The sequence below is a fragment of the Ornithinimicrobium sediminis genome (genome assembly GCF_021272345.1).
Classification (GTDB): domain Bacteria; phylum Actinomycetota; class Actinomycetes; order Actinomycetales; family Dermatophilaceae; genus Ornithinicoccus; species Ornithinicoccus sediminis_B.
In genome coordinates this window covers 486425-505227 of the sequence record NZ_JAJSDQ010000002.1, presented here as the reverse complement: position 1 = coordinate 505227, position 18803 = coordinate 486425, and the positions used below count along the sequence as shown (strand labels likewise).

Sequence of the window (18803 nt, the reverse complement as noted above, 5' to 3'; positions counted from 1 at the left end):
GGCTCCGGCCACTCTCGGACCGACCCGGTCGACGACGACCTCGATCACCAGCTGCCGGACCACGAACGAGGACGATGACCACCTGCCCGCGTGACGACGCGGAGAGCGAGCCGGGCGCGTCCCGGGGCCTGATGGTCCGAGCTGCGCTCCTGGTCGTGCTGCTTGCAGCGGCAGCAGCGGCGGCGTGGACCGTGGGCAGCCCGGACGTCGCTCGGCTGCGGGCGCAGGTGGACGCAGCCGGCCTATGGGCACCCGCTGTCTTCGTCGCCGGCTACGCCCTGTGGTCCCTGCTGCCAGTGCCCAAGAACGTCGTCACCGTGCTCGCCGGGGGTCTCTTCGGGTTCCTGTCAGGAGCGATGCTGGCCTGGCTGGGAGCCATGCTCGGCGCTGTCGCAGCCTTCGGGGTCGCCCGATGGTTGGGCCGTGATGGCGTCGACGCCCTTCTGCGCGGTCGGCTGCGCCAGGTCGACGCCAGGCTGCGCGACCGTGGGCTGGTCGCTCTGCTCACGGTGCGGCTCGTGCCCGTGCTGCCGTTCACCGTCATCAACTACGGGGCCGGTGTCACCGGGGTCACCCTCCGCGACTATGTCCTCGGCACCGCACTGGGCATGCTGCCCGGGACTCTGGCGTACGCGGCGATCGGCGCCTTCGGGGTGACCCGGCCTTGGGCGGTGTGGGTGGCGGCCGGGGTCCTGGTGGTCCTCGTGGTGGTCGGTGGCGGACTGGCCCGGCGCGGCGCCGGCCGCGCCAGCTCTGCTCCCACAGGGCCGTCCGGTCCGGAGCGCGACGATGTGTGACGCGGCGCTGAGACCTTTGCTCCGGCCGGCCCGAGGTCACGGGGGTGTACGGGCTGGACCTACCGCCACCCGCAAGCACAAAGGGAGAGACGACGACCAGATCTCAGGCCGCGGCGTCGCTGAGGGCGTCGCTGGTCATCGCTGCTCGTCCTCGACGAGGCTGTCGACGAACGACTGCAGCCGCTGCACGGCGGCGTCGTCGTCCACCACGGCACCGGACCACCGGGACAGGGCCTTGTGCAGGATCCGGTGCTCCTCGGCGACCTTGGCGCACGTGTCGCAGATCGCCAGGTGCGCCTCGAGACGGGCGACCTCGCCCGGAGCCAGCGGAGCCGAGGGGTCGGCGTCGAGGTAGCGCTGGATGCGCCGCGCTGACCAGTGGCAGGTGATCATCTGCCGCAGTGACTGCTTCATGCGAACCTTCCAGGGGTGAGAGCCGACGGGCCTAGTCGTCGGCGTATCCGGTCACGGGCCCTGCTCAGCCTGGACATCACGGTGCCCACGGGCACGCCCAGCACCGCCGCTGCATCCGCATAGCTGAGGTCGTGGACATCGACGAGGATGAGCGTGGCGCGGAACTTAGGGTCCAGCGCGGCCACCGCGTCCGCGAGCGGGGGGTTGAGGGTCGAGTCGATCCACGCGTCCTCGGCGCTGGGGTGCTCAGCGGCGCCGAAGGCCGGCCTGGCGTCGCGGATCATCGCCCAGTCGTCGATCGTGTCGGGCCGCCGCCGCCGGTGCATGTTGATGTGCGTGCGGCGCAGGATCGTCAGCAGCCAGGCACGCGGGTACCGACCGTCGAAGCGGTCCACCGCCCGGAACGCCCGGATGAGGGACTCCTGCACCAGGTCCTCGGCGTCGGTGGCGTTGCCGGTCAGGGAGCGCGCCACCCGCAGCATCACCTCGATCTCAGGTTCGACGAACTGCCGGAACGCACGCGTCCGCTCACGGTCGGTCTGTGGGTGCCCGTCCGCCATGGTCAGGGAACCCACCGGGGCCGGCATTCCTTCCTGAGCAGCTCGCTCACGGGTCCGCCCTGAGCACAGACCGGCTACGTGTTTCATTGACGTCAGGATCGGGCCCGGCCAGGCTCGGTCTCAGGTGACCGGGGTGGACGCTCTCAGTGCGGCTGCCCACACCGTTTGGCGTGAGGCTCACATTTGGCCTGCGTCGCCCCGGTCACCGCCAGGGCCGGGAGAGGCTCGAGAGGGGTTTGCCCAGCCGTACGTAGCGGTGCCCTCCCAGCTCGACACGAAGTGCTGTCGAAGCAAGGGAGCAAGGGCATGAACGCAGAGAACCCGCTGGTCGTGATCGGAATGGACCCGCACAAGCGCACCGTGACGATAGAGGTGATGACCAGTCACGAGCAGGTCGCCGGTGGCGGCCGGTTCACCACCGACGCCGAGGGCTACGCCCAGATGCTGGCGTACGCGCGGCTGTGGCCGCAGCGCCTCTGGGCGGTCGAGGGCTGCGCCGGGATCGGCAAGCACGTGGCCTCCCGCCTGGTCGCCGACGGCGAGGCCGTGGTCCACGTGCCGGCGAAGATGTCCGCGCGGGTGCGGGTCTTCGCCACCGGCCAGGGCCGTAAGACCGACGCCACCGACGCCCACTCCATCGCCCTGGTCGGAGTGCGCATGGGCGGGCTGCGCCCGGTCGTCGACGACGATCAGCCGGAGGTGCTGCGCATGTGCGTGGACCGGCGCGCCTCCCTGGGAGCCGAACACACCCGCAAGGTGTGCCAGCTGCACAAGCTGCTGCTTGAGCTCATCCCCGGCGGGGCCAAGCGGTCCCTGTCCGCGGCCCAGGCCAAGGAGCTGCTCAAGAAGGTCCGCCCGACCACCCCGGTGGGCAAGGTGCGCAAGGCCCACGCGACCGAGCTCGCAGAGGACCTGGCCACGATCTCCGCCCGCACCAAGGCCGCCGACAAGGGGCTGAAGTCCCTGCTCAAAGCCACAGGGACCGGCCTGATCGACCTGCACGGCATCGGACCCTCCGGCGCCGCGCGGCTGCTGGTCGAGGTCGCCGACATCACCCGCTTCCCGGACCGCAACCACTTCGCGTCCTGGACCGGCACCGCCCCGGTCGACGCCTCCTCTGGGGACCACACCCACCACCGGCTCTCCCGCAAGGGCAACCGGCAGATCAACCGGGTGCTGCACATCATGGCCGTGGTCCAGCTGCGGCACGTGACCGAGGCCGCGCCTACTACGACCGCAACGTGGCGGCCGACAAGACGCCCATGGAAGCGATGCGATGCCTCAAACGCAGACTCTCGGATCTGGTCTACAAGGCGATGCTCGACGACCTCGCCGGGCACACGGCGACGGGTCCGGGAGGGCAACTGGGTGACGACTCTGACTCCAGCGCGACCGGCTCACAACCCGATGCCGGCTCTTCGGACAAGCCACTTCCCGGACCCGCCACCACCAAGCCTAGAACCACCCTCCCAGCGGCGTCTTGACACAGAGGGGTGCCTTCGCCGGAGGCGCGGACCTCGGCGCGCTGCTGACCTGGAACGTGGTCCCCGCCGGGCTGGGCAACATCGCCGGTGGTGCGATCGCCGTCGCCGCACTCCTGACCTGGGCCCACGCTTCGCGTCCGGCCCAAGCCCACATCGAGGGCTCGCACGCGGCGTGATCCAGTGACCGATGGGGTCGGTCGGATGGCTCATCCCCTCAGCCCCGACAGTGGCGATCCCGTCCACACTGGTGATGTGTGCCATGGAGTCGTCCTGACGGGGTGTGGCCTGTCAGGGTCCGTGCGGAAGCCCCTGGCCCTCCGCGCGGGTTCCCTCTATACCTAGACACAGAGACGGCCAGGAGCACCCTTGTCTGCACGCATCGAGGACTATGCCCTCATCGGTGACACCCACACGGCAGCCCTCGTGGGACTCGACGGCTCCATCGACTGGCTGTGCCTGCCGCGTTTCGACTCCGGAGCGGTCTTCGCCGCGCTGCTCGGTGACTCCTCCCACGGTTCGTGGTCCTTGGCCCCAGCACACACGGTCAGCGTCGAGCGACGCTACCGCGACGAGACGCTGATCCTGGAGACGACGTTCACCGCACCCGGTGGTCGGGTCCGGATCACCGACTTCATGCCCCATCGCCACGAGCACCCGACCCTGGTGCGCATCGTGGAAGGGCTCGAGGGTGAGGTGGACATGCAGCTGCGACTGCGGCTGCGGTTCGACTACGGCTGGGTCGTGCCCTGGGTGACTCGAGACCACACCGGTCTGCACGCCGTGGCCGGGCCTGACGCGATCAGGGTGCAGTCCCCCGTGCCTCTGGTCGGACGGGACATGGCCACCGAGGCCGACTTCACCGTGAGGCGTGGGGAGCGACTGCCGTTCGTCCTCGCCTGGCACCGCTCGGCCGAGAGGCAACCCCCGACATACGACGCAGAACGAGCACTCGACGAATGCGACGCGGTGTGGCGCGAGTGGTCGGGCCACTGCACGTACGAAGGCCCATGGCGCAGCGAGGTCCTCCGGTCACTGATCACCCTCAAGGCCCTGACCTACGACCCGTCCGGTGCCATCGTGGCGGCCCCGACGACCTCTCTTCCGGAGCAGCTGGGCGGCCCGCGCAACTGGGACTACCGCTACTCCTGGTTACGCGACGCCACGTTCTCCCTGATCGCTCTCATGTCCAGCGGGTACCTCCATGAGGCCAGGGAATGGCGCCACTGGCTGCTCCGCGCCGCAGCAGGCGACCCGGCCCAGCTCCAGATCATGTACGGCCTGGACGGTGAGCGCCGCCTGGTCGAGCAGGAGCTGGACTGGCTGCCGGGTTTCGCCGGCTCGCGTCCCGTGCGGATCGGCAACGAGGCCGCTGGGCAGTTCCAGCTCGACGTCTACGGCGAGGTGATGGACGCCATGCACCAGGCTCGCTGTGCCGGCCTCGCCGTCGACCAGGACGCGTGGCGGCTGCAGCAAGCGCTCGTCGGCTACGTCGAGAAGAACTGGACGAGGCCCGACGACGGCCTGTGGGAAGTGCGCAGCGGCCGTCAGCACTTCACGCACTCCAAGGTGATGGCCTGGGCGGCGTTCGACCGAGCGGCCAGCGCGGTGACCGACCACGGCTTGCCTGGGGACGCCGCTCGTTGGCGCGGACTGGCCGACGAGGTCCACGCCCAGGTCTGTGCGGAGGCGTTCGACGCCGAGCTCGGCTCCTTCACGCAGGCCTACGGATCGAAGACCCTGGATGCCAGCGCTCTGCTCATTCCCCTGGTCGGGTTTCTGCCGGCAGACGACCCGAGGGTCCGTGGCACGGTCGAGGCGATCCGGCAGGAGCTGTGCGCGGATGGTCTGGTGGTGCGGTACCGCACCGACCAGACGGTGACCGAGGGCATCGCCGAGGTGGACGGGCTACCCGGCGGTGAGGGCGCATTCCTGCTGTGCTCCTTCTGGCTCGTCGACAACCTCGTGATGCGCGGCGACACGGAGGAGGCGCACGACGTGTTCGAGCGGCTCCTGACGCTGAGCAACGACGTCGGTCTGTTGGCTGAGGAGTACGACCCTGTCGCCGGTCGGCAGCTCGGTAACTATCCCCAGGCCTTCTCCCACGTCGGACTGATCAACTCCGCCTTCCTCCTCAGTCAGACCGATGGGCCGCTGATCAGACGTTCGACACCAGGTAGCGCCTGATCGGCCGCGCCTACACCACCGTGGCCCCCTGGTCACAGCCCCCATTGACCACGCAGCTCGTCCAAGGCCCTCACCACAGCATCCCGGAAACCTGGCACCTCAGCCGATCCCGGAGGCACGGTCACCTGCCATCTCATGTCGTCGCTACCAGGCTGTCTGCGTACCACGACGTGCACAGGACCGTGCCCCCCGTCCAGCTGTACCGTGGCGCTCACCACGATGGTCCACGCGACCCGTTCCCTGGCAAAACGCCCCAGGGTCGCCCCTGCTGGCAGATGGATCACGGTGCGCGTCGCCATGGCATCATCGCCCACCCGGCTCAAGGCCAGGGTCCCGTCACGGTCATGCCAGGTGGCCCGATCGATCCGGTCCCAGTCGAAGCGGGACCAGCGGGTGGGGACAGCGCCGATCCGCACCGCCCCGACCTGACAGTAGAGAGCCTGGTCGGTGGCTGCGACCCAGTCACCGTCGAGTGAGCAGTCCAGGGCGAGAAGGCGTTCCCCCTGCACCAGGGGCAGTGCACCCTCGACGCGGGATCTCAGCCGACCTGCTTGGGCAATCCGGTCGAGCTGCCGGTGCAGACCGGGCAGGAACCGCGAGACCAGACCCGGTGAGACGAAGGCATCGACGTGGGTGACCATGAGCTCCTCCATTCGTGGCGGGCGCCTGACAGGGACTGTCACCGTTCCGAACCCAGCCACTACGTCACTGGAACCCGGTCGGCTCACGGTCGACTTCCCAACCCCGTTCGCGGACCGCTGCCTCAAGCACTCATCCCACCGACGCCCCGGACCGGGCGACCCTCACAGCAGCCGGCAGGGCCACATCACGCATCGGCGACGCACCGTCAACGGGCGACAGGTGCTCGAGCTGGAGATGAACAAGGTCGACCAGCTGTCGCGGCTGCGGGCCCCCGGCATCGAAACCACCGCACCGTAGCCGCCGTGGGTCGCTGGCACATCGTCCAGGCCGCCGCCTCGACTCCCGGACCCTTCGTGGCCAAGCACAACCAGGACGACAAGGGGCTGGGTGCGCGCCGGTTCGGAGACCATGCCGAGCTGACGGACACGCGGCGGTTTCCACCTGTGCCCCACCAACGCCTGCGCCGGCGCGGGCACGAGGAGCGCGTAAGGGAGCTGTCCGCACATGGACGGGAGCGGTACGCCGACCTGCTCGAGCGTCTCGGGCGCTGACCCTTGGAGTACCTGTCTAGCGAGGACCTGCTCGCCTTGGCGGCGGACCTGAGCGTCGGTCCCATCCAGGACCTGGGCCTGCTGGACTGCGCGGCCCATCGCCCAAACGCCAGCGTCGGACGTGGCGCATACCGCGACATCGACGTCAAGGCCGGAGCGCTCCTGGAGTCCATCGTCGTCAACCACCCGCTCATCGATGGCAACAAGCGACTGGGATGGCTCGCGGTGGTCGTGTTCTACGGCCTGAACTACATCGACCTCCCAGCACCCGACGACGACGCCCACGACCTCGTCATCGCCAGCGGCAACACCGACCACCAGGTGGCAGCTCGCCACGTGGCCACGTGGCACTCACCCACGCAAACGCTCGCGGCAGAGGGTGTGGTCATCCTCAGCGGGGTGGGAGCTTGCCGGCGTCAGGTGCTGGCGGTGAGCCGGTGATGCCCCATACAGTCGCCAGAAGCATCACGTGCAATTGGGCCGCAGCACGCCTCACTGGTCAGGTGCCCCACCACATAGGCCGTTCTGATGTCGGGGAACCTCGTGAGCGACTACTGGGGAGTGATGTCCATCGCCACGAACACGGCCACGAAGCCAGCGGTGACGAGCATGAGCAGGCTCCCGAGGATGCCGGCGAGACCACCTCATCGCAGGGTGCTGTCGGCCTGCTGCTCCTTGAGGCGTAGGTCATTCATCCTCGGTCTCCTTCGTTGATGGTTGCGACCCGGCATGGCTGCCGCGCACGGCGATGACGATCTTGGTTCGGGGGTGTTGCTCGGCGAGGTGGCGGATGGCCTCGGCGGTCTCGGCTAACGCGTAGGTGGTCTCGATCACGGGCGTGACCGCCTCGGCTTCGATCAGCGCGGTGAGGGTCTCGAGATCCTGTTGGGACGGCTTTGCCGCGAGCACGCGCAGTCGCTGGGACACGAACGGCGACAACGCAAGCGTCTCGATGTAGCGCCCCAGTGGCCCGAGTACCGGACCGCCGTAGCCGCTCGCCGAGACGAGCGTGCCCGCGCGGGTCAGCGCGCGTCTGTAGGCGGCCAGAGGGTGCCGGCCGGCGAGGTCGAAGATCACGTCGAAGCGCTGCCCGCCGCGGGCAAAGTCCTCACGGGTGTAGTCGATCACGTGATCCGCACCGAGCGAGCGGACCAGCTCGACGTTGCGGGTGCTGCACACTGCGGTGAGGTCGGCGCCCAGGGTCTTGGCGATCTGCACCGCGAACGTGCCGACACCCCCCGACGCGCCGTTGATCAACACCGCCTGGCCGGGCTGCACCCCGCCGACGTCGCGCAGGCCCTGCAAGGCGGTGACGGCAGCAAGCGGCACCGCGGCGGCCTGCTCGAAGGAGAGGTTGGCCGGCTTGAGCGCCAGCAGATGATCGGGGACGCAGGCGAACTCTGCGAAGCTGCCGGTGGTGGTCTCGGCGTAGACGTCATCGCCGGGACGGAACCGGGTCACAGTGGCACCGACCGCTTCGACCCGGCCGGCCAGGTCACGTCCGCAGACGGCAACCCGTGGCCTGCGCAGCCCGAGTGCCGCGCGCATGACGTACGGCCGGCCGGTGGTGACACACCAGTCTGCGTGGTTGACGGAGGCCGCGTGCACGCGGACGAGCACCTCGTGCGGCCCGGGAGTGGGCTTGTCGATGTCCTGCAGTCGCAGGACGCCGCTGGCTCCGTACGCGTGCTGGACGATCGCGCGCATCACACGGTCCTCTCAGTGCGCTGCGGGATGCGAGCTGGCTGGTCGGGTCTCGGCATGCGCGCCCGGGGGTACTGCCGCACCGCCCACCACGCGGTGGGTGATGACGAGAGCCGGCACTGCGTGACCCAGGAAGAAAGCAGGCAAGCAGGCGCGGGACGCCCGGCGTGACGATCGTGGAAAGAGACACGAAGGGGACCGTTCAGCCCGAGGAACCCGGTGACCGAGCCGGGCGCGATCGTGAAGCTGATGCTGTCGACGGCGGTCTTGTCGCCGTTGCGCTTGGTGAGCTCGTGCGCCTCGATCATGACCGGGACCTCTCGGGGGATGGGATGGGGTGGACGGAGAGCTCAGCAGCGAACTGAGGCAGGTGACCGCGACCGCTTGTAGGCCGAGCGAAGCATGGTCGGGAGCGGGACGGGTAGTCACGCCTGCTGCGGCGTGCGCAGCGTCTCGCTGTCGAGGCTGGCCGCCAGGGTCGCCGGCGACGAGGTGCGTGGCCAGGTCCAGGCCAGCCGCAGGATGAGGGCCAGGATCAGCACCTCGAGTCCGATGGAGAAGCCGTAGAAGTAGGAGTAGGTCCAGGACTCCCCGTCCGCGTTGTAGATCGTGGGGAGGATGTAGAGCGTTGCTACCACGAGGTTGATGGTGCGGTTGACACGGGCGGGCAGTGTCGTGGAGAGCAGGATCATGAGGCTCGGGATGGCCATGAGCGTGAGCGCAAGGGCGACAAAGGTTGGGCCGGTGTCGAACTCGTGGACGACGCCGGCCAGGATGTCGTCGACGACGCCGGGCTTGTAGAAGGCCAAGATGTCGACGTAGGCGTACAGGAACATGAGGCTCGTCCAGGCGGCCGCGAGCTGGGCCTGCACCGGTATGCGCAGATCCTCCAGCGCGGTGAGGGGTTGACGTGTTCTCATCAGGGGCTCCGTTGTCGTTGTGAAGATCGGTAGGTCCACGATCGTTGAGTTCGGCGGCGGACACATCGGCCCGGAGGCTGGAGTTCGCCTGACCGACGGCATGGCCTCGGTCTCGTGCTTTCGGCTGGTCCGCAGCTGCTGTGGTGTCCCTCCCACCGGTCCGAAGGTGACGAAGGTGCTCTGCTCACTGAGGGCTGAGCCGCGACCGGCGAACCCCTCGCGACGGGCGTGGCGGGACGGGTGCTCGTCGCGGTCGCGGTCTCCTGCGGCACGTTGACGATCGTCGACATCGTCAGAGTGCTCGCCAGGTCGCCTGGCGGCCTCCTGACGAGCTTGTCCACGCTGTGCCACATCCAGGGCGTCACCCCGGCGAGCTGATCGCGTTCCACGATCCGTGGTCTGCATTCTTCAGGTGACGATCCGCGACGAGAGCGCTTCGGTGTCCGTCGTCAGGTATTGATGCGACCCGTTTCGTAAGCCCACATCGCGATCTCGACGCGGTTCCGGGCGTCGAGCTTGCGCATGAGGCTCGCGAGGTGGGCCTTCACGGTGCTGATGCTGATGTGCAGCCCGTCGGCGATCTCGCTGTTGGTCCAGCCCTGGGCGACCGGGATCAAAATCTCTTCCTCCCGGCTGGTGAGCGGTTCGATGGGCGGCGCTGGTCGGGGTCTCCCATGGGTGTCGGCGAAGGTGGCGAGGAGCCGCGCGGTGATGCTTGGGGCGATGAGGGCGTCTCCCTGGGCGGCCGCGTGGATGGCCTGTGTGAGCAGGGCAGGCCCGGCGTCTTTGAGCAGGAAGCCTCGGGCGCCGGCCTTCAGCGCCCCGTGGACGTACTCGTCGAGGTCGAAGGTGGTGATCACGACGACCGCCAGCGGGTCCTCGACATCGGGGCCGGCGAGTTGCCGGGTGGCCTCGATCCCGTCTACCTCGGGCATGCGGATGTCGAACAGGCAGACGTCGGGGCGCAGCGCGCGGGCAAGGGCGACCGCCTCGCGGCCATCGGCGGCCTCACCGACGACCTCGATGCCGGGCTGAGCGTCGAGGATCATCCTCAGGCCGGCACGGACGATGTCCTGATCGTCGGCGATGAGCACCCGGACGGTGGCGGCCCGGCGCCCTGCCGCTTCGCTGGTCGAGGTCATGTCGTCACGACACCCTTGGGCAGCACCGCGTTGACCGTCCAGCCGCCGTCGGGGTCGGGGCCGGCCTGGAGGGTGCCACCGAGCAGGCTCGCTCGCTCGGCCATGCCGACCAGTCCGTAGCCGGCCGGGGTGTGACCCGTGCCGTTGGCAGCGCCGTCGTCACGGACGGTCAGGCGCACCTGCTCGTCTTCATCGGCGACCTGCACGGTGACCCGGGTCGCGTCGCGCGCGTGGTGTACGGCGTTGGTCACTGACTCCTGGGCGATCCGGTACAGGGTGACCCCCAGACCCGGGCTCAGCGCGGCGAAGTCGCCGGCGACCTGCACGTCCACGCGGGGCCAGCCGCCGACGCTGCGGGCGAGCTGTTGGATGTCGGCCAGTCCCGGTTGCGGGACGAAGTCGGGTCCGGCGCCGTCGCGCAGGAGCCCGACCATGGTGCGCATCTCCTTCAACGTCCGCGACGCGGTCTCCTCGATGGTCTCGAGGGTGCCCAGCGCGCGGTCGGGGTTGGATGCCGCCAGGGCACGTCCGGCCTGGGCCTGGATGACGATGGCGGAGACGTGGTGGCCCACGGCGTCGTGGAGTTCACGGGCCAGCTCGTTGCGCTGACGGAGCTTGGCCTGCTCGATGTCGCGGGTCCGGGCGTGGGCATGGAACCGAATCGACGCGCCGAGCGCGGCGGAGAACAGAAAGAATGCGTACCCGCCGACCACCGTCCCGACTTGCTCAAGGCCGGGCACCCCCACCCGGGCATTTGCCGTCGGATCGGCGACGTGGGTGACGGGGAGCCAGGCGAGGATGATGCCGAGGCCGGCCGCGGCCTCACGGCCGGAGCCCCAGCGGAACAGCGCGTAGGGCAGCATGAGCAAACCCGCGATGGTCAGCAGGTTGGTCGCGTCGATGACGAAGATTTTCGCCACGTCCCACGCGAACATCGTGCCGAAGGCGACGGCTGCCGCGGCCAGGGGATGGGCGCGGCGCCACAACAGCGTGAGTGCCACCAGCACGCTGACGGCGAGCACCAGCGGGGCCCATGCCCGGTCCTCGCGGAGCACCAGCTCGAGCACCGAGCCCGACACGAGCACAGCGACCAGCGCCCAGTCCCGCCACACCCGGACGGGTGCATGCGCCGGACGGGGTTCGGCCCACAGCCCCCGGAGGACGGTTCTCACCATCTCCACAGCGTACGGACACCGCGGCCGCGGCGGACCAGCCGAAAGTACGAAAGGCCACTCGTTCCACCGGCCAGGACACGTCAAGCCTGCAGCCCGATGTGCCCGTCGACATACGCCGTCATCGTGACATCAGGCCAGTCGATCACTGACGCCTCGTCACAGCGGGCAAGCGACTCGCCGGGATAGCCACTCAAGGAGCACACCTGATGTCTGCCAGCGAAACCACCGCCGCCCAGCCGATCCTGTCCGCTCGCGGCGTGACGAAGACATACCGCACGGGGACTCGCGAGGTCCCGGCTCTCAGGGGCGTCGATCTCGACGTTCGACCGGGAGAGCTGGTGATGGTGATGGGGCCGTCCGGCAACGGCAAGACCACCTTGCTCAACTGCCTGTCGGGGCTGGACGACATCGACGCCGGCGTCGTGACGGTGGACGGCAAGGACCTGTTCGCGATGTCCGATGCCGAGCGGACCCGTCACCGCGCGGAGCGCATGGGCTTCATCTTCCAGGCGTTCAACCTCATCCCGGTCCTGTCGGCTGCCGAGAACGTCGAGCTGCCCCTGCTGGTGACCGGCGTGGCGCCGAAGGTCGCACGTAAGCGGTCCCTCCACATGCTCGAGCGCGTGGGTCTCGCCGACCGGAGCCACCACCGCCCGGGCGAGCTGTCGGGCGGCGAGCAGCAGCGCGTCACCGTGGCCCGCGCGCTGGTCGCCGAACCGGCCCTGATCTGGGCCGACGAGCCGACCGGAGCGCTGGACAGCAGGACAGCCGGCGAGATCGTCGAGCTGCTGCACGAGGTCCACGCCGCCGGACAGACCCTGGTCGTCGTCACGCACGACGAGTCGCTGGGTCGTTCCGGCCAGCGCCTCGTCGAGGTGCGCGACGGTCTCGTCCTCGGCGACCAGACCGCCACCCGCGAGCTGCAGCTGACCGCCCCCGCGGTGACCTCGTGACCGCCGTCGCCGTCCTCGCTGCCCTCGTCGGCCTCCTGCTGCTGCCGTTGCTATGGACCGCGGTGCGTCAGCGCGGACTGGTCATCATGGCCAGGCGCAACATCAGTCGCCGACGCGGAGAGGCCGCCCTTGTCGTGGCCGGTGCGCTGCTCGGCACGGCCATCATCACCTCGGCGTTCGTGGTCGGTGACGTGATCGAAGGATCGTTCTCCGACGCCGCACGCACGCAGTACGGACCAGTCGACATCACGCTGACAGCCCCCGCAGGATCCGACGTCACCCAGGTCACCGACAGGGTCGGGGCCGCCGGGGTCGACGGCATCGACGGACTGCTCACCGTGACCACGAGCACCGGGACCTTTGAAGCCCTTGAGGATGCGAGGGCGGTACCACAGGTTGCCGTGGTGGAGCTCGACGTTGCCGCCGCGCGGGGCTTTGGCGCGCACCCGGGCATCACGGGACTTGCCGACAGCGCAGCGCTGCCCCCCGGCAGTGTCATCGTCAACCACGAGACGGCCGAGGAGCTCGGTGTGCAGGCCGGTGACGAGGTCCGTCTCCACGCCTACAACACCAGCATCGACCTCAGCGTCGTCCAGGTCGTACCCGAGGTGGGGCTCGCGGGCTACGGTGGCGCCATCGTGGCTCCCGGAACCTTGCACGACCTGGCCGCGCAGGCGTCCGCTCTGGCTGCCCCGCCCACCACCCAGGTCCTGGTGTCCGTGGATGGGGCCGTATTCGACACGCGAGCGCTGTCCGACGGCGTCGTGACCCAGCTCGAAGCTGCCGTCGCCGGTCTGCCCGGCGTCGAGATCGAGGCCGTAAAGGCCACCGTGCTCGACGATGCTGAGAGCCAGGGGGCCGGCCTGACCCAAATCTTCACGATGATCGGGTCGTTCAGCGTCATGGCCGGCATCCTGCTCCTGATCAACCTGTTCGTCATGCTCGCCGAGGAGCGCAAGGCCGAGCTGGGCATGCTGCGCGCCGTCGGGTTCACCCGCCGGCGACTGACCCGGGCATTCGCGATCGAAGCTTCGCTGTACGCCGTGGTGGCCGCTGCAGCCGGAGCCGTAGCCGGCATCGGTATCGGATGGCTCGTGGCAGTGGTCGCCGTCCCGATCTTCGGGACGGTTGGCCAGGGCGCAGCTCCTCCGCTGGTGATCGAACCGGTCAGCCTTGCGATCGGGGCGGGCACCGGACTGGTCATCTCCCTGCTGACCGTCTGGGCCACCAGCCTTCGGATCGCCCGGCTCAACATCATCCGGGCCATCCGGGACCTCCCCGAGCCGAAGATCAGCCGAGTCCGGACACGCACCCTCGTGCTCGGAGCTGTCGGCATCCTCGCCGGCGCCGCTGTCGGGTTCGCCGGCTACTTCGGTGACCACGCGATCGCGCTGAGCCTGGGCGTGCCAATGGCGGCGTTCTCTGCCTCGCCGCTGTTGCGGCGCCTGCTGCCCGAACGAACTGCGCGACTGATGGTCGCGGGCACGGTCCTGGGCTGGGGACTCGCCGTCTACCTGCTGTTTCCCGAGATCATGGCGGCGGACAACACGATGGTGTTCGTCGTCCAGGGTGTCGTGCTGACCGCCGGCGCCGTGTCGCTCGCGTCGAGCATCGACCGCGTGTGGGCCTTCGCCATCGAGCGTCTCGCTCGAGGCACCCGCGGCCTTGCACCCCGCCTGGGCATCGCTTATCCCCTGGCCCGACGCTTCCGCACCTCGATGCTGCTCGGCATGTTCTCGCTGGTCATCTTCACGGTGACGATCATGACCGCGATGTCGGCGTCGATCGCCGGCAACACCGACGCAACCGTGCAGCGGGTGGCCGCCGGCTTCGACGTCGTGCTCGACACGAACCCGGCCAATCCGGTCGCCCCAGCAGCGCTGACCGAGCGTGCTGACGTTGCCGCAGTCGCCGGGCTGGTTCGCGGCGTGGCGAGATTCGAGGCCGCGCACCTCGACGGTGCCCGCCCCTCGCCCGTCACCTCCTTCGACGCGGATCTGCTGGCGCGCGGCGTTCCCGGCCTGCTCCGGCACGATCCCAAGTACGCCTCGGACGAGGCCGCATACCAAGCGGTGCTCGACGACGCCTCGCTGGCCATCGTGCCGGAGGACTTCCTGCCGGCAGGCATCGATGACGCGCTGATGATCGGCGACGCCTTCAGCTACGTGGACCCGGCCACCGGCCAGGCCCGGGAGCTGACGGTTGCCGGCCTTGGTGCCGCCGATTGGCTTGCCAACGGCGCGCTGGTCAACCGCGAGGTCACCGCGGCACTGTTCGGTGACCAGCAGGTCGTGGACCGCTTCTACCTCGCGGCGACAGACGGCGACGACGCCGACAGCCTGGCCGCAGCCGTGAACGCGGATCTCCTCGCGCACGGCGCAGACGCCCGCACCTTCGCCACGATCGGCACCGCCGGGATGGGTCAGCTGCTGGGCTTCATCGCCTTGCTCCGCGCCTTCCTCGGCCTCGGCCTGCTCGTGGGGATCGCCGGCCTGGGCGTCGTCATGGTCCGCGCGGTCCGCGAGCGCCGGCACGAGATCGGCATGCTGCGGGCGATGGGCTTCAGCACGGGCATCGTGCGGGCTGCCATGCTGTCCGAGGCCGGCCTCATCGCCGTCCAGGGCACGGTGATCGGCGCCGTCCTGGGGCTGGTCACGACGCGAACGTTGCTGTCCGGCTCCGACTCGTTCGGCGCCGTGCCGCCGCCGTTCGTCGTCCCGTGGGTGGGGCTGCTCGTGATCCTGGGCCTTCCCCTGGTTGCCTCTCTGGCAGCCACCGCATGGCCCGCCTCGCGGGCAGCGGCCATCAAGCCGGCGGTTGCCCTGCGCGCGGCCGACTGAGCGTGCCCGGTCGCAGAATGACAGGGCACTCGAGAAGGAGACACGACCATGAACTCACCCGCTGACCCTCAGGCCGCACGACTGACGATCGACGAGGACCGTCACGATGACCAGGTGTCAGGCTGGGGTCGTGGCTTCCGAGGATGGCTCCTACGCGCGCATGTTCCAGCGACACGCTCATCCCGTCAGCGCCTGGTCGAGGCTGCTGAGCGCGCCTGTGCTCTTGGTGCCACTGTGGACCCGGCGCTGGTGGTTGTACGTCCCCATCGGCGCCTGGTTCGCGGTCAACCCGGTGATGACGCCGCCGGCTCACGACACGTCCTCGTTTGCGACACGAGCCATCCTGGGCGAGGAGTCCTGGACTCGGGATCCCACGTCTGAGCCCAAGGTCCTGGCCCTGACGGGCGCAGCCACTGCATCGCTCGTGGGAGCCATGGTGGCCAGCTACCAGCACAAGAAGCTCGCGGCGGTCACAGGCATGGGAAGCGTCGTGGCACTCACGTTGTGGCAGTGGAAGCTGTGGGCGGACCGGTTCACGCGCGAGACAGCTCGCAGGGCCACCTGAGTTCGACCATCGTCGACGGGGATTCCCATCAGCCGACCCGTCCTTACAGCGGCACGACAGTGCGCTCAAGGGGTGTCGTCGTGCTCGAACCCGATGAGCCAGTGCACCCCATATGGGTCGATGACCTGTCCGTCAGTGGCTCCCCAGGGACGAGCCTGGAGGTCATCGACGATCTGGCCGCCTTGGGTGAGCTGGTGGAACCACTCTCGCAGGGTGGCAGGAGGGGCCGCGCCGAGAAGGGAGAGCATCATCCCTTCGCAGCGGAACGGGGCCTGGTCACCGGTCGCGTCGGCAGCGAAAAGGGTGACCGGCCCGTCGGAGAGGAAGCCGTGGGCGATCGCGTCGAGCGGGCCGTCCGTCCTCCCGAAGTCCTCCAGGGTATGCATCTGTGCGGAGCAGCCGAAGACGTCGGCGTAGAAGGTCAGTGCCTCCCGGGCAGTGCCGGGCAGGTAGACGTACGGGGCCAGTGCGGTCATGACCCGAACCATAGGCGTCCGCCATGACGGACACCGGCATGGACAGCGCCCCGCATCCTGCCGGGGCAGTCGCGGATGAAGGCGCGCACGGTATGTGGTCAGTGCTGAAGGCCGGCGCGGCGAACCGTCGGTTCGTCAAGGGTGGTCCGTGGGTGTCGAGGGCGAGCCAGGCGAGTCCCTCAGACCGCTCGAGTCTCCTCTCGCAGCCGCGGCTCGACGCGTAGGTCCGGCCGGAACCCTGCTTTGTCGGCATAGAAGGCTCGGATGCGGTCCATGTCAGCAGTGACATCTCCAGTCATCTCCAGGGTCGGACCCAGACCTGTCGTCATCGTGGTGCGGTCGACATAGCCGAGCGTCACCGGCATACCGCTGTCCCGGGCGATGCGGTGGAACCCGGACTTCCAATGCGTGTGCCCTCCACGGGTTCCGTCGGGAGTGACCACGAGGCCGAAGACCTCGCCCGACCGGACGCGCTCGACCACCTCGTCGACGACACTGCCCGCGTTCGACCGGTCGACGGGAATGCCACCAAGGGCACGCATCAGCGGGCCACGCCAGCCCGTGAAGAGGCTGTGCTTGCCCAACCACCGAATGTCCATGTCCAGGCGCCAGGTGATCCCCAGCATGAGGACAAAGTCCCAGTTGGAGGTGTGGGGTGCACCGACGAGCACCGTGGGCCGCTCCGGTGCGGGCGCAGTGGACAGTCTCCAGCTGCTGAACGACCAGAAGGCGCGAGCCACAAGGCGTCGAAGCATGGGCCTACCGTAGTAGCGGGCCTGATGCAGCTGGGAACCTTCTGGGTGGCGTGCGCGCTGTGCGGTCTCCTCTCCCCCGACGTCACCGAGAACGACCGGCATGGAGCAGGGCCATACATCCCAGACCGGGATGCAGTATGGGATGCTGGGGGCGTGACGACACAGATTGCGGTACGGCTTCCTGATGAGATGGTTCGCTTTCTGGACCAGAGCGTCGCCAGTGGCAAGGCGCCCAGCCGAGCCGCACTGGTGGCCGCGGCCCTCGAGCGCGAGATGCGCCTGCAAGCCGCGCAGCAGGACGCACAGACCCTGAAGGAGAAGGGCACGGCCGATGACCTCGACGAGCTCGTCACGTGGTCCGTGGGCCAGACGACACTGGAAGAGTGACCCTTGCGCGAGATCCGTCTGGCGCGGCTGGACAAGACCCGCCCCGTCCTTGTCCTTACCCGTGACACCGCACGTGCCGTCATGACCAAGGTGACCGTGGCCCCCATCACGTCGACCGTCAAGGGGCTGTCCAGCGAAGTGCCAGTCGGACGTGCCAACGGGCTGGACCACAACAGTGCTGTCTCAGTCGACAACGTCCTGACCATCCCCGTCGACCTCCTGGGACGGACGCTGGGTTTCCTCACACCCGAGCAGGAGCGCCATCTCGCAAGAGCCATTGTGCTGGCCTACGACCTCGAGATCCCCTTGCTTGAGGAGCCGTGGCCGCCCTCAAAGGGGTCCACGGACGACGCGTTCCGATCGAGCTCGATACTAGGGCGACCAGCGGCAGAAGCTGATGCTGACGGCTGACAGGATGTCGCGCAGGTCCGTGACAGCCTCACCGAACTCGCCGCTGGCGAAGCCGAGGTGCTGGGCAAGGGAGAGATCCTCGCGGACGCTTCGCCATCGAGTTCATCTACGGCCCGCTGGCCAGCAACCCGCAAGCCGTCGGCAAGGCGTTGCGCCTCAGTCGTGAAGGGCTCCATAGCGCACGCCGCGGCGACAACCGGATCATCTATCGGGTCGACACGCGCTTCACCATCACCGCGGTCGAGCACCGCGCGGACGTCTATCGATGACACGCCGTCCGCGGTGGATGCGCGTTCCTCAGGCGGGGTCCGCGCGCCGGTGGACAGCCTAGTCATCCTTGACGGGCGGGCCTCTCCGGCCGGGCTGGGACGTACCCCCGCGGGGGAGGTTTGCGTTGTGGACTGACTCTGGCGCGCTCGACGAGGTCCACAAAGTCCCCGATCGTCACACCCCCCTCGACGGGGTGCCGGAACAGCTCGTCGCGGCGCACGATGTAGTTGTTGCGACGGCCGACCCGAAGACGGATGAGCACACCGGCTTGCTCGAGGTCTCCGACGATCTGCTGCACCGCGCGCTCGGTGATCCCGATGCTCGTCGCGACGTCCCGCAGGAGCACCTCGGGGTTCACCGCCAGACACACGAGCACGTGCCCGTGGTTGGTGAGGAACGTCCAGCCGTCCCGGCTCATAAGAACAAAGATACGGCAATCGGCCTTCGCTGGTGCTGGATAGTGACGCACGACTCACCGACTTCTGGATCTAGCACCCTGGCACGTCCGACCCCTGGAGGGGCTCGATCTAGGACTCCTTCAGCCAAGGGCCTGCCACCCTCGGATTCGCGAAC

20 protein-coding genes and 1 pseudogene are annotated in these 18803 nt (G+C 68.9%); 10 read left to right on the top strand and 11 right to left on the bottom strand.

The window, feature by feature from the left end:
- Nucleotides 1-74: 74 nt before the first annotated feature.
- A complete protein-coding gene (locus LVO85_RS06785) occupies nucleotides 75-797 on the top strand; it encodes a TVP38/TMEM64 family protein (protein ID WP_232746642.1) in 723 nt (240 codons plus the stop codon).
- 135 nt (nucleotides 798-932) lie between these two features.
- Here LVO85_RS06785 and LVO85_RS06780 read toward each other — a convergent pair whose 3' ends face one another.
- Both LVO85_RS06780 and LVO85_RS06775 read right to left on the bottom strand, forming a co-directional pair.
- On the bottom strand, nucleotides 933-1211 hold the full coding sequence (locus tag LVO85_RS06780; RefSeq protein WP_232746641.1) for a zf-HC2 domain-containing protein: 279 nt from the start codon (nucleotides 1209-1211) through the stop codon (nucleotides 933-935).
- Nucleotides 1208-1786: a sigma-70 family RNA polymerase sigma factor gene (locus LVO85_RS06775; RefSeq protein ID WP_232746640.1), complete on the bottom strand. Its 579-nt coding sequence runs from the start codon at nucleotides 1784-1786 to the stop codon at nucleotides 1208-1210. The genes LVO85_RS06780 and LVO85_RS06775 overlap by 4 nt, the downstream gene beginning before the upstream one ends.
- Before the next feature lie 291 nt (nucleotides 1787-2077).
- Between LVO85_RS06775 and LVO85_RS06770 the strand changes: the two genes are divergently transcribed.
- The gene (locus LVO85_RS06770) at nucleotides 2078-3439 is read left to right on the top strand and encodes an IS110 family RNA-guided transposase (RefSeq protein ID WP_232746639.1); all 1362 of its coding nucleotides are present in this window, start codon (nucleotides 2078-2080) and stop codon (nucleotides 3437-3439) included.
- A gap of 182 nt (nucleotides 3440-3621) precedes the next feature.
- Nucleotides 3622-5439 carry a glycoside hydrolase family 15 protein gene (locus LVO85_RS06765; RefSeq protein WP_232746638.1) on the top strand — a complete coding sequence of 606 codons (1818 nt, stop codon included), beginning with the start codon at nucleotides 3622-3624 and terminating at the stop codon, nucleotides 5437-5439.
- A 32-nt stretch (nucleotides 5440-5471) separates the two neighbouring features.
- Here the strand turns inward: LVO85_RS06765 and LVO85_RS06760 are convergent, their stop codons facing one another.
- A complete protein-coding gene (locus LVO85_RS06760; RefSeq protein ID WP_232746637.1) occupies nucleotides 5472-6080 on the bottom strand; it encodes a hypothetical protein in 609 nt (202 codons plus the stop codon).
- Nucleotides 6081-6383: 303 nt separating this feature from the next.
- Between LVO85_RS06760 and LVO85_RS06755 the strand changes: the two genes are divergently transcribed.
- Nucleotides 6384-6632: a hypothetical protein gene (locus tag LVO85_RS06755; RefSeq protein ID WP_232746636.1), complete on the top strand. Its 249-nt coding sequence runs from the start codon at nucleotides 6384-6386 to the stop codon at nucleotides 6630-6632.
- Between the two features lie 3 nt (nucleotides 6633-6635).
- Complete coding sequence (locus tag LVO85_RS06750) at nucleotides 6636-7073, top strand: type II toxin-antitoxin system death-on-curing family toxin (protein ID WP_232746635.1); 438 nt, start codon at nucleotides 6636-6638, stop codon at nucleotides 7071-7073.
- A 246-nt stretch (nucleotides 7074-7319) separates the two neighbouring features.
- Here LVO85_RS06750 and LVO85_RS06745 read toward each other — a convergent pair whose 3' ends face one another.
- The 5 genes and pseudogenes from LVO85_RS06745 to LVO85_RS06725 form a co-directional block, all read right to left on the bottom strand.
- A complete protein-coding gene (locus tag LVO85_RS06745; protein WP_232746634.1) occupies nucleotides 7320-8339 on the bottom strand; it encodes an NAD(P)-dependent alcohol dehydrogenase in 1020 nt (339 codons plus the stop codon).
- 194 nt (nucleotides 8340-8533) lie between these two features.
- Nucleotides 8534-8644: pseudogene (locus LVO85_RS06740) on the bottom strand (ABC transporter ATP-binding protein); the annotation flags it as partial.
- A gap of 117 nt (nucleotides 8645-8761) precedes the next feature.
- On the bottom strand, nucleotides 8762-9256 hold the full coding sequence (locus LVO85_RS06735) for a DUF6326 family protein (protein WP_232746633.1): 495 nt from the start codon (nucleotides 9254-9256) through the stop codon (nucleotides 8762-8764).
- Nucleotides 9257-9705: 449 nt separating this feature from the next.
- A complete protein-coding gene (locus tag LVO85_RS06730) occupies nucleotides 9706-10398 on the bottom strand; it encodes a response regulator (RefSeq protein ID WP_232746632.1) in 693 nt (230 codons plus the stop codon).
- A complete protein-coding gene (locus LVO85_RS06725) occupies nucleotides 10395-11573 on the bottom strand; it encodes a sensor histidine kinase (protein WP_232746631.1) in 1179 nt (392 codons plus the stop codon). The genes LVO85_RS06730 and LVO85_RS06725 overlap by 4 nt, the downstream gene beginning before the upstream one ends.
- Before the next feature lie 206 nt (nucleotides 11574-11779).
- Here LVO85_RS06725 and LVO85_RS06720 point away from each other — a divergent pair, with 206 nt between their 5' ends.
- From LVO85_RS06720 to LVO85_RS06710, 3 genes are all read left to right on the top strand, one after another.
- On the top strand, nucleotides 11780-12526 hold the full coding sequence (locus tag LVO85_RS06720) for an ABC transporter ATP-binding protein (RefSeq protein ID WP_232746630.1): 747 nt from the start codon (nucleotides 11780-11782) through the stop codon (nucleotides 12524-12526).
- A gap of 338 nt (nucleotides 12527-12864) precedes the next feature.
- A complete protein-coding gene (locus LVO85_RS06715; RefSeq protein ID WP_232746629.1) occupies nucleotides 12865-15366 on the top strand; it encodes an ABC transporter permease in 2502 nt (833 codons plus the stop codon).
- A gap of 130 nt (nucleotides 15367-15496) precedes the next feature.
- On the top strand, nucleotides 15497-15931 hold the full coding sequence (locus LVO85_RS06710; protein ID WP_232746628.1) for a DUF6653 family protein: 435 nt from the start codon (nucleotides 15497-15499) through the stop codon (nucleotides 15929-15931).
- A 65-nt stretch (nucleotides 15932-15996) separates the two neighbouring features.
- Here the strand turns inward: LVO85_RS06710 and LVO85_RS06705 are convergent, their stop codons facing one another.
- Nucleotides 15997-16407: a VOC family protein gene (locus tag LVO85_RS06705; protein ID WP_232746627.1), complete on the bottom strand. Its 411-nt coding sequence runs from the start codon at nucleotides 16405-16407 to the stop codon at nucleotides 15997-15999.
- Between the two features lie 179 nt (nucleotides 16408-16586).
- Nucleotides 16587-17162, bottom strand: a complete 576-nt coding sequence (locus tag LVO85_RS06700; protein WP_232746626.1) for a 1-acyl-sn-glycerol-3-phosphate acyltransferase — start codon at nucleotides 17160-17162, stop codon at nucleotides 16587-16589.
- Between the two features lie 153 nt (nucleotides 17163-17315).
- On the opposite strand from LVO85_RS06700, the gene LVO85_RS06695 reads away from it, so the two are divergent.
- Nucleotides 17316-17549 carry a ribbon-helix-helix domain-containing protein gene (locus LVO85_RS06695; RefSeq protein ID WP_232746625.1) on the top strand — a complete coding sequence of 78 codons (234 nt, stop codon included), beginning with the start codon at nucleotides 17316-17318 and terminating at the stop codon, nucleotides 17547-17549.
- Nucleotides 17550-17552: 3 nt separating this feature from the next.
- Nucleotides 17553-17960 (top strand): type II toxin-antitoxin system PemK/MazF family toxin, encoded by a 408-nt coding sequence (locus LVO85_RS06690; RefSeq protein ID WP_269813046.1) that lies wholly within the window; start codon nucleotides 17553-17555, stop codon nucleotides 17958-17960.
- Between the two features lie 331 nt (nucleotides 17961-18291).
- Here LVO85_RS06690 and LVO85_RS06685 read toward each other — a convergent pair whose 3' ends face one another.
- Complete coding sequence (locus LVO85_RS06685) at nucleotides 18292-18648, bottom strand: helix-turn-helix transcriptional regulator (RefSeq protein WP_232746624.1); 357 nt, start codon at nucleotides 18646-18648, stop codon at nucleotides 18292-18294.
- Nucleotides 18649-18803: the final 155 nt, after the last annotated feature.

Excerpts from the sequence above, each read along its gene's own strand:
- LVO85_RS06720 (WP_232746630.1), top strand. The coding sequence starts at position 11,780 with ATGTCTGCCAGCGAAACCACCGCCGCCCAGCCGATCCTGTCCGCTCGC.
- LVO85_RS06730 (WP_232746632.1), bottom strand. The coding sequence starts at position 10,398 with ATGACCTCGACCAGCGAAGCGGCAGGGCGCCGGGCCGCCACCGTCCGG.
- LVO85_RS06745 (WP_232746634.1), bottom strand. The coding sequence starts at position 8,339 with ATGCGCGCGATCGTCCAGCACGCGTACGGAGCCAGCGGCGTCCTGCGA.
- LVO85_RS06735 (WP_232746633.1), bottom strand. The coding sequence starts at position 9,256 with ATGAGAACACGTCAACCCCTCACCGCGCTGGAGGATCTGCGCATACCG.
- LVO85_RS06700 (WP_232746626.1), bottom strand. The coding sequence starts at position 17,162 with ATGCTTCGACGCCTTGTGGCTCGCGCCTTCTGGTCGTTCAGCAGCTGG.
- LVO85_RS06780 (WP_232746641.1), bottom strand. The coding sequence starts at position 1,211 with ATGAAGCAGTCACTGCGGCAGATGATCACCTGCCACTGGTCAGCGCGG.
- LVO85_RS06685 (WP_232746624.1), bottom strand. The coding sequence starts at position 18,648 with ATGAGCCGGGACGGCTGGACGTTCCTCACCAACCACGGGCACGTGCTC.
- LVO85_RS06770 (WP_232746639.1), top strand. The coding sequence starts at position 2,078 with ATGAACGCAGAGAACCCGCTGGTCGTGATCGGAATGGACCCGCACAAG.
- LVO85_RS06760 (WP_232746637.1), bottom strand. The coding sequence starts at position 6,080 with ATGGTCACCCACGTCGATGCCTTCGTCTCACCGGGTCTGGTCTCGCGG.
- LVO85_RS06785 (WP_232746642.1), top strand. The coding sequence starts at position 75 with ATGACCACCTGCCCGCGTGACGACGCGGAGAGCGAGCCGGGCGCGTCC.
- LVO85_RS06725 (WP_232746631.1), bottom strand. The coding sequence starts at position 11,573 with ATGGTGAGAACCGTCCTCCGGGGGCTGTGGGCCGAACCCCGTCCGGCG.
- LVO85_RS06705 (WP_232746627.1), bottom strand. The coding sequence starts at position 16,407 with ATGACCGCACTGGCCCCGTACGTCTACCTGCCCGGCACTGCCCGGGAG.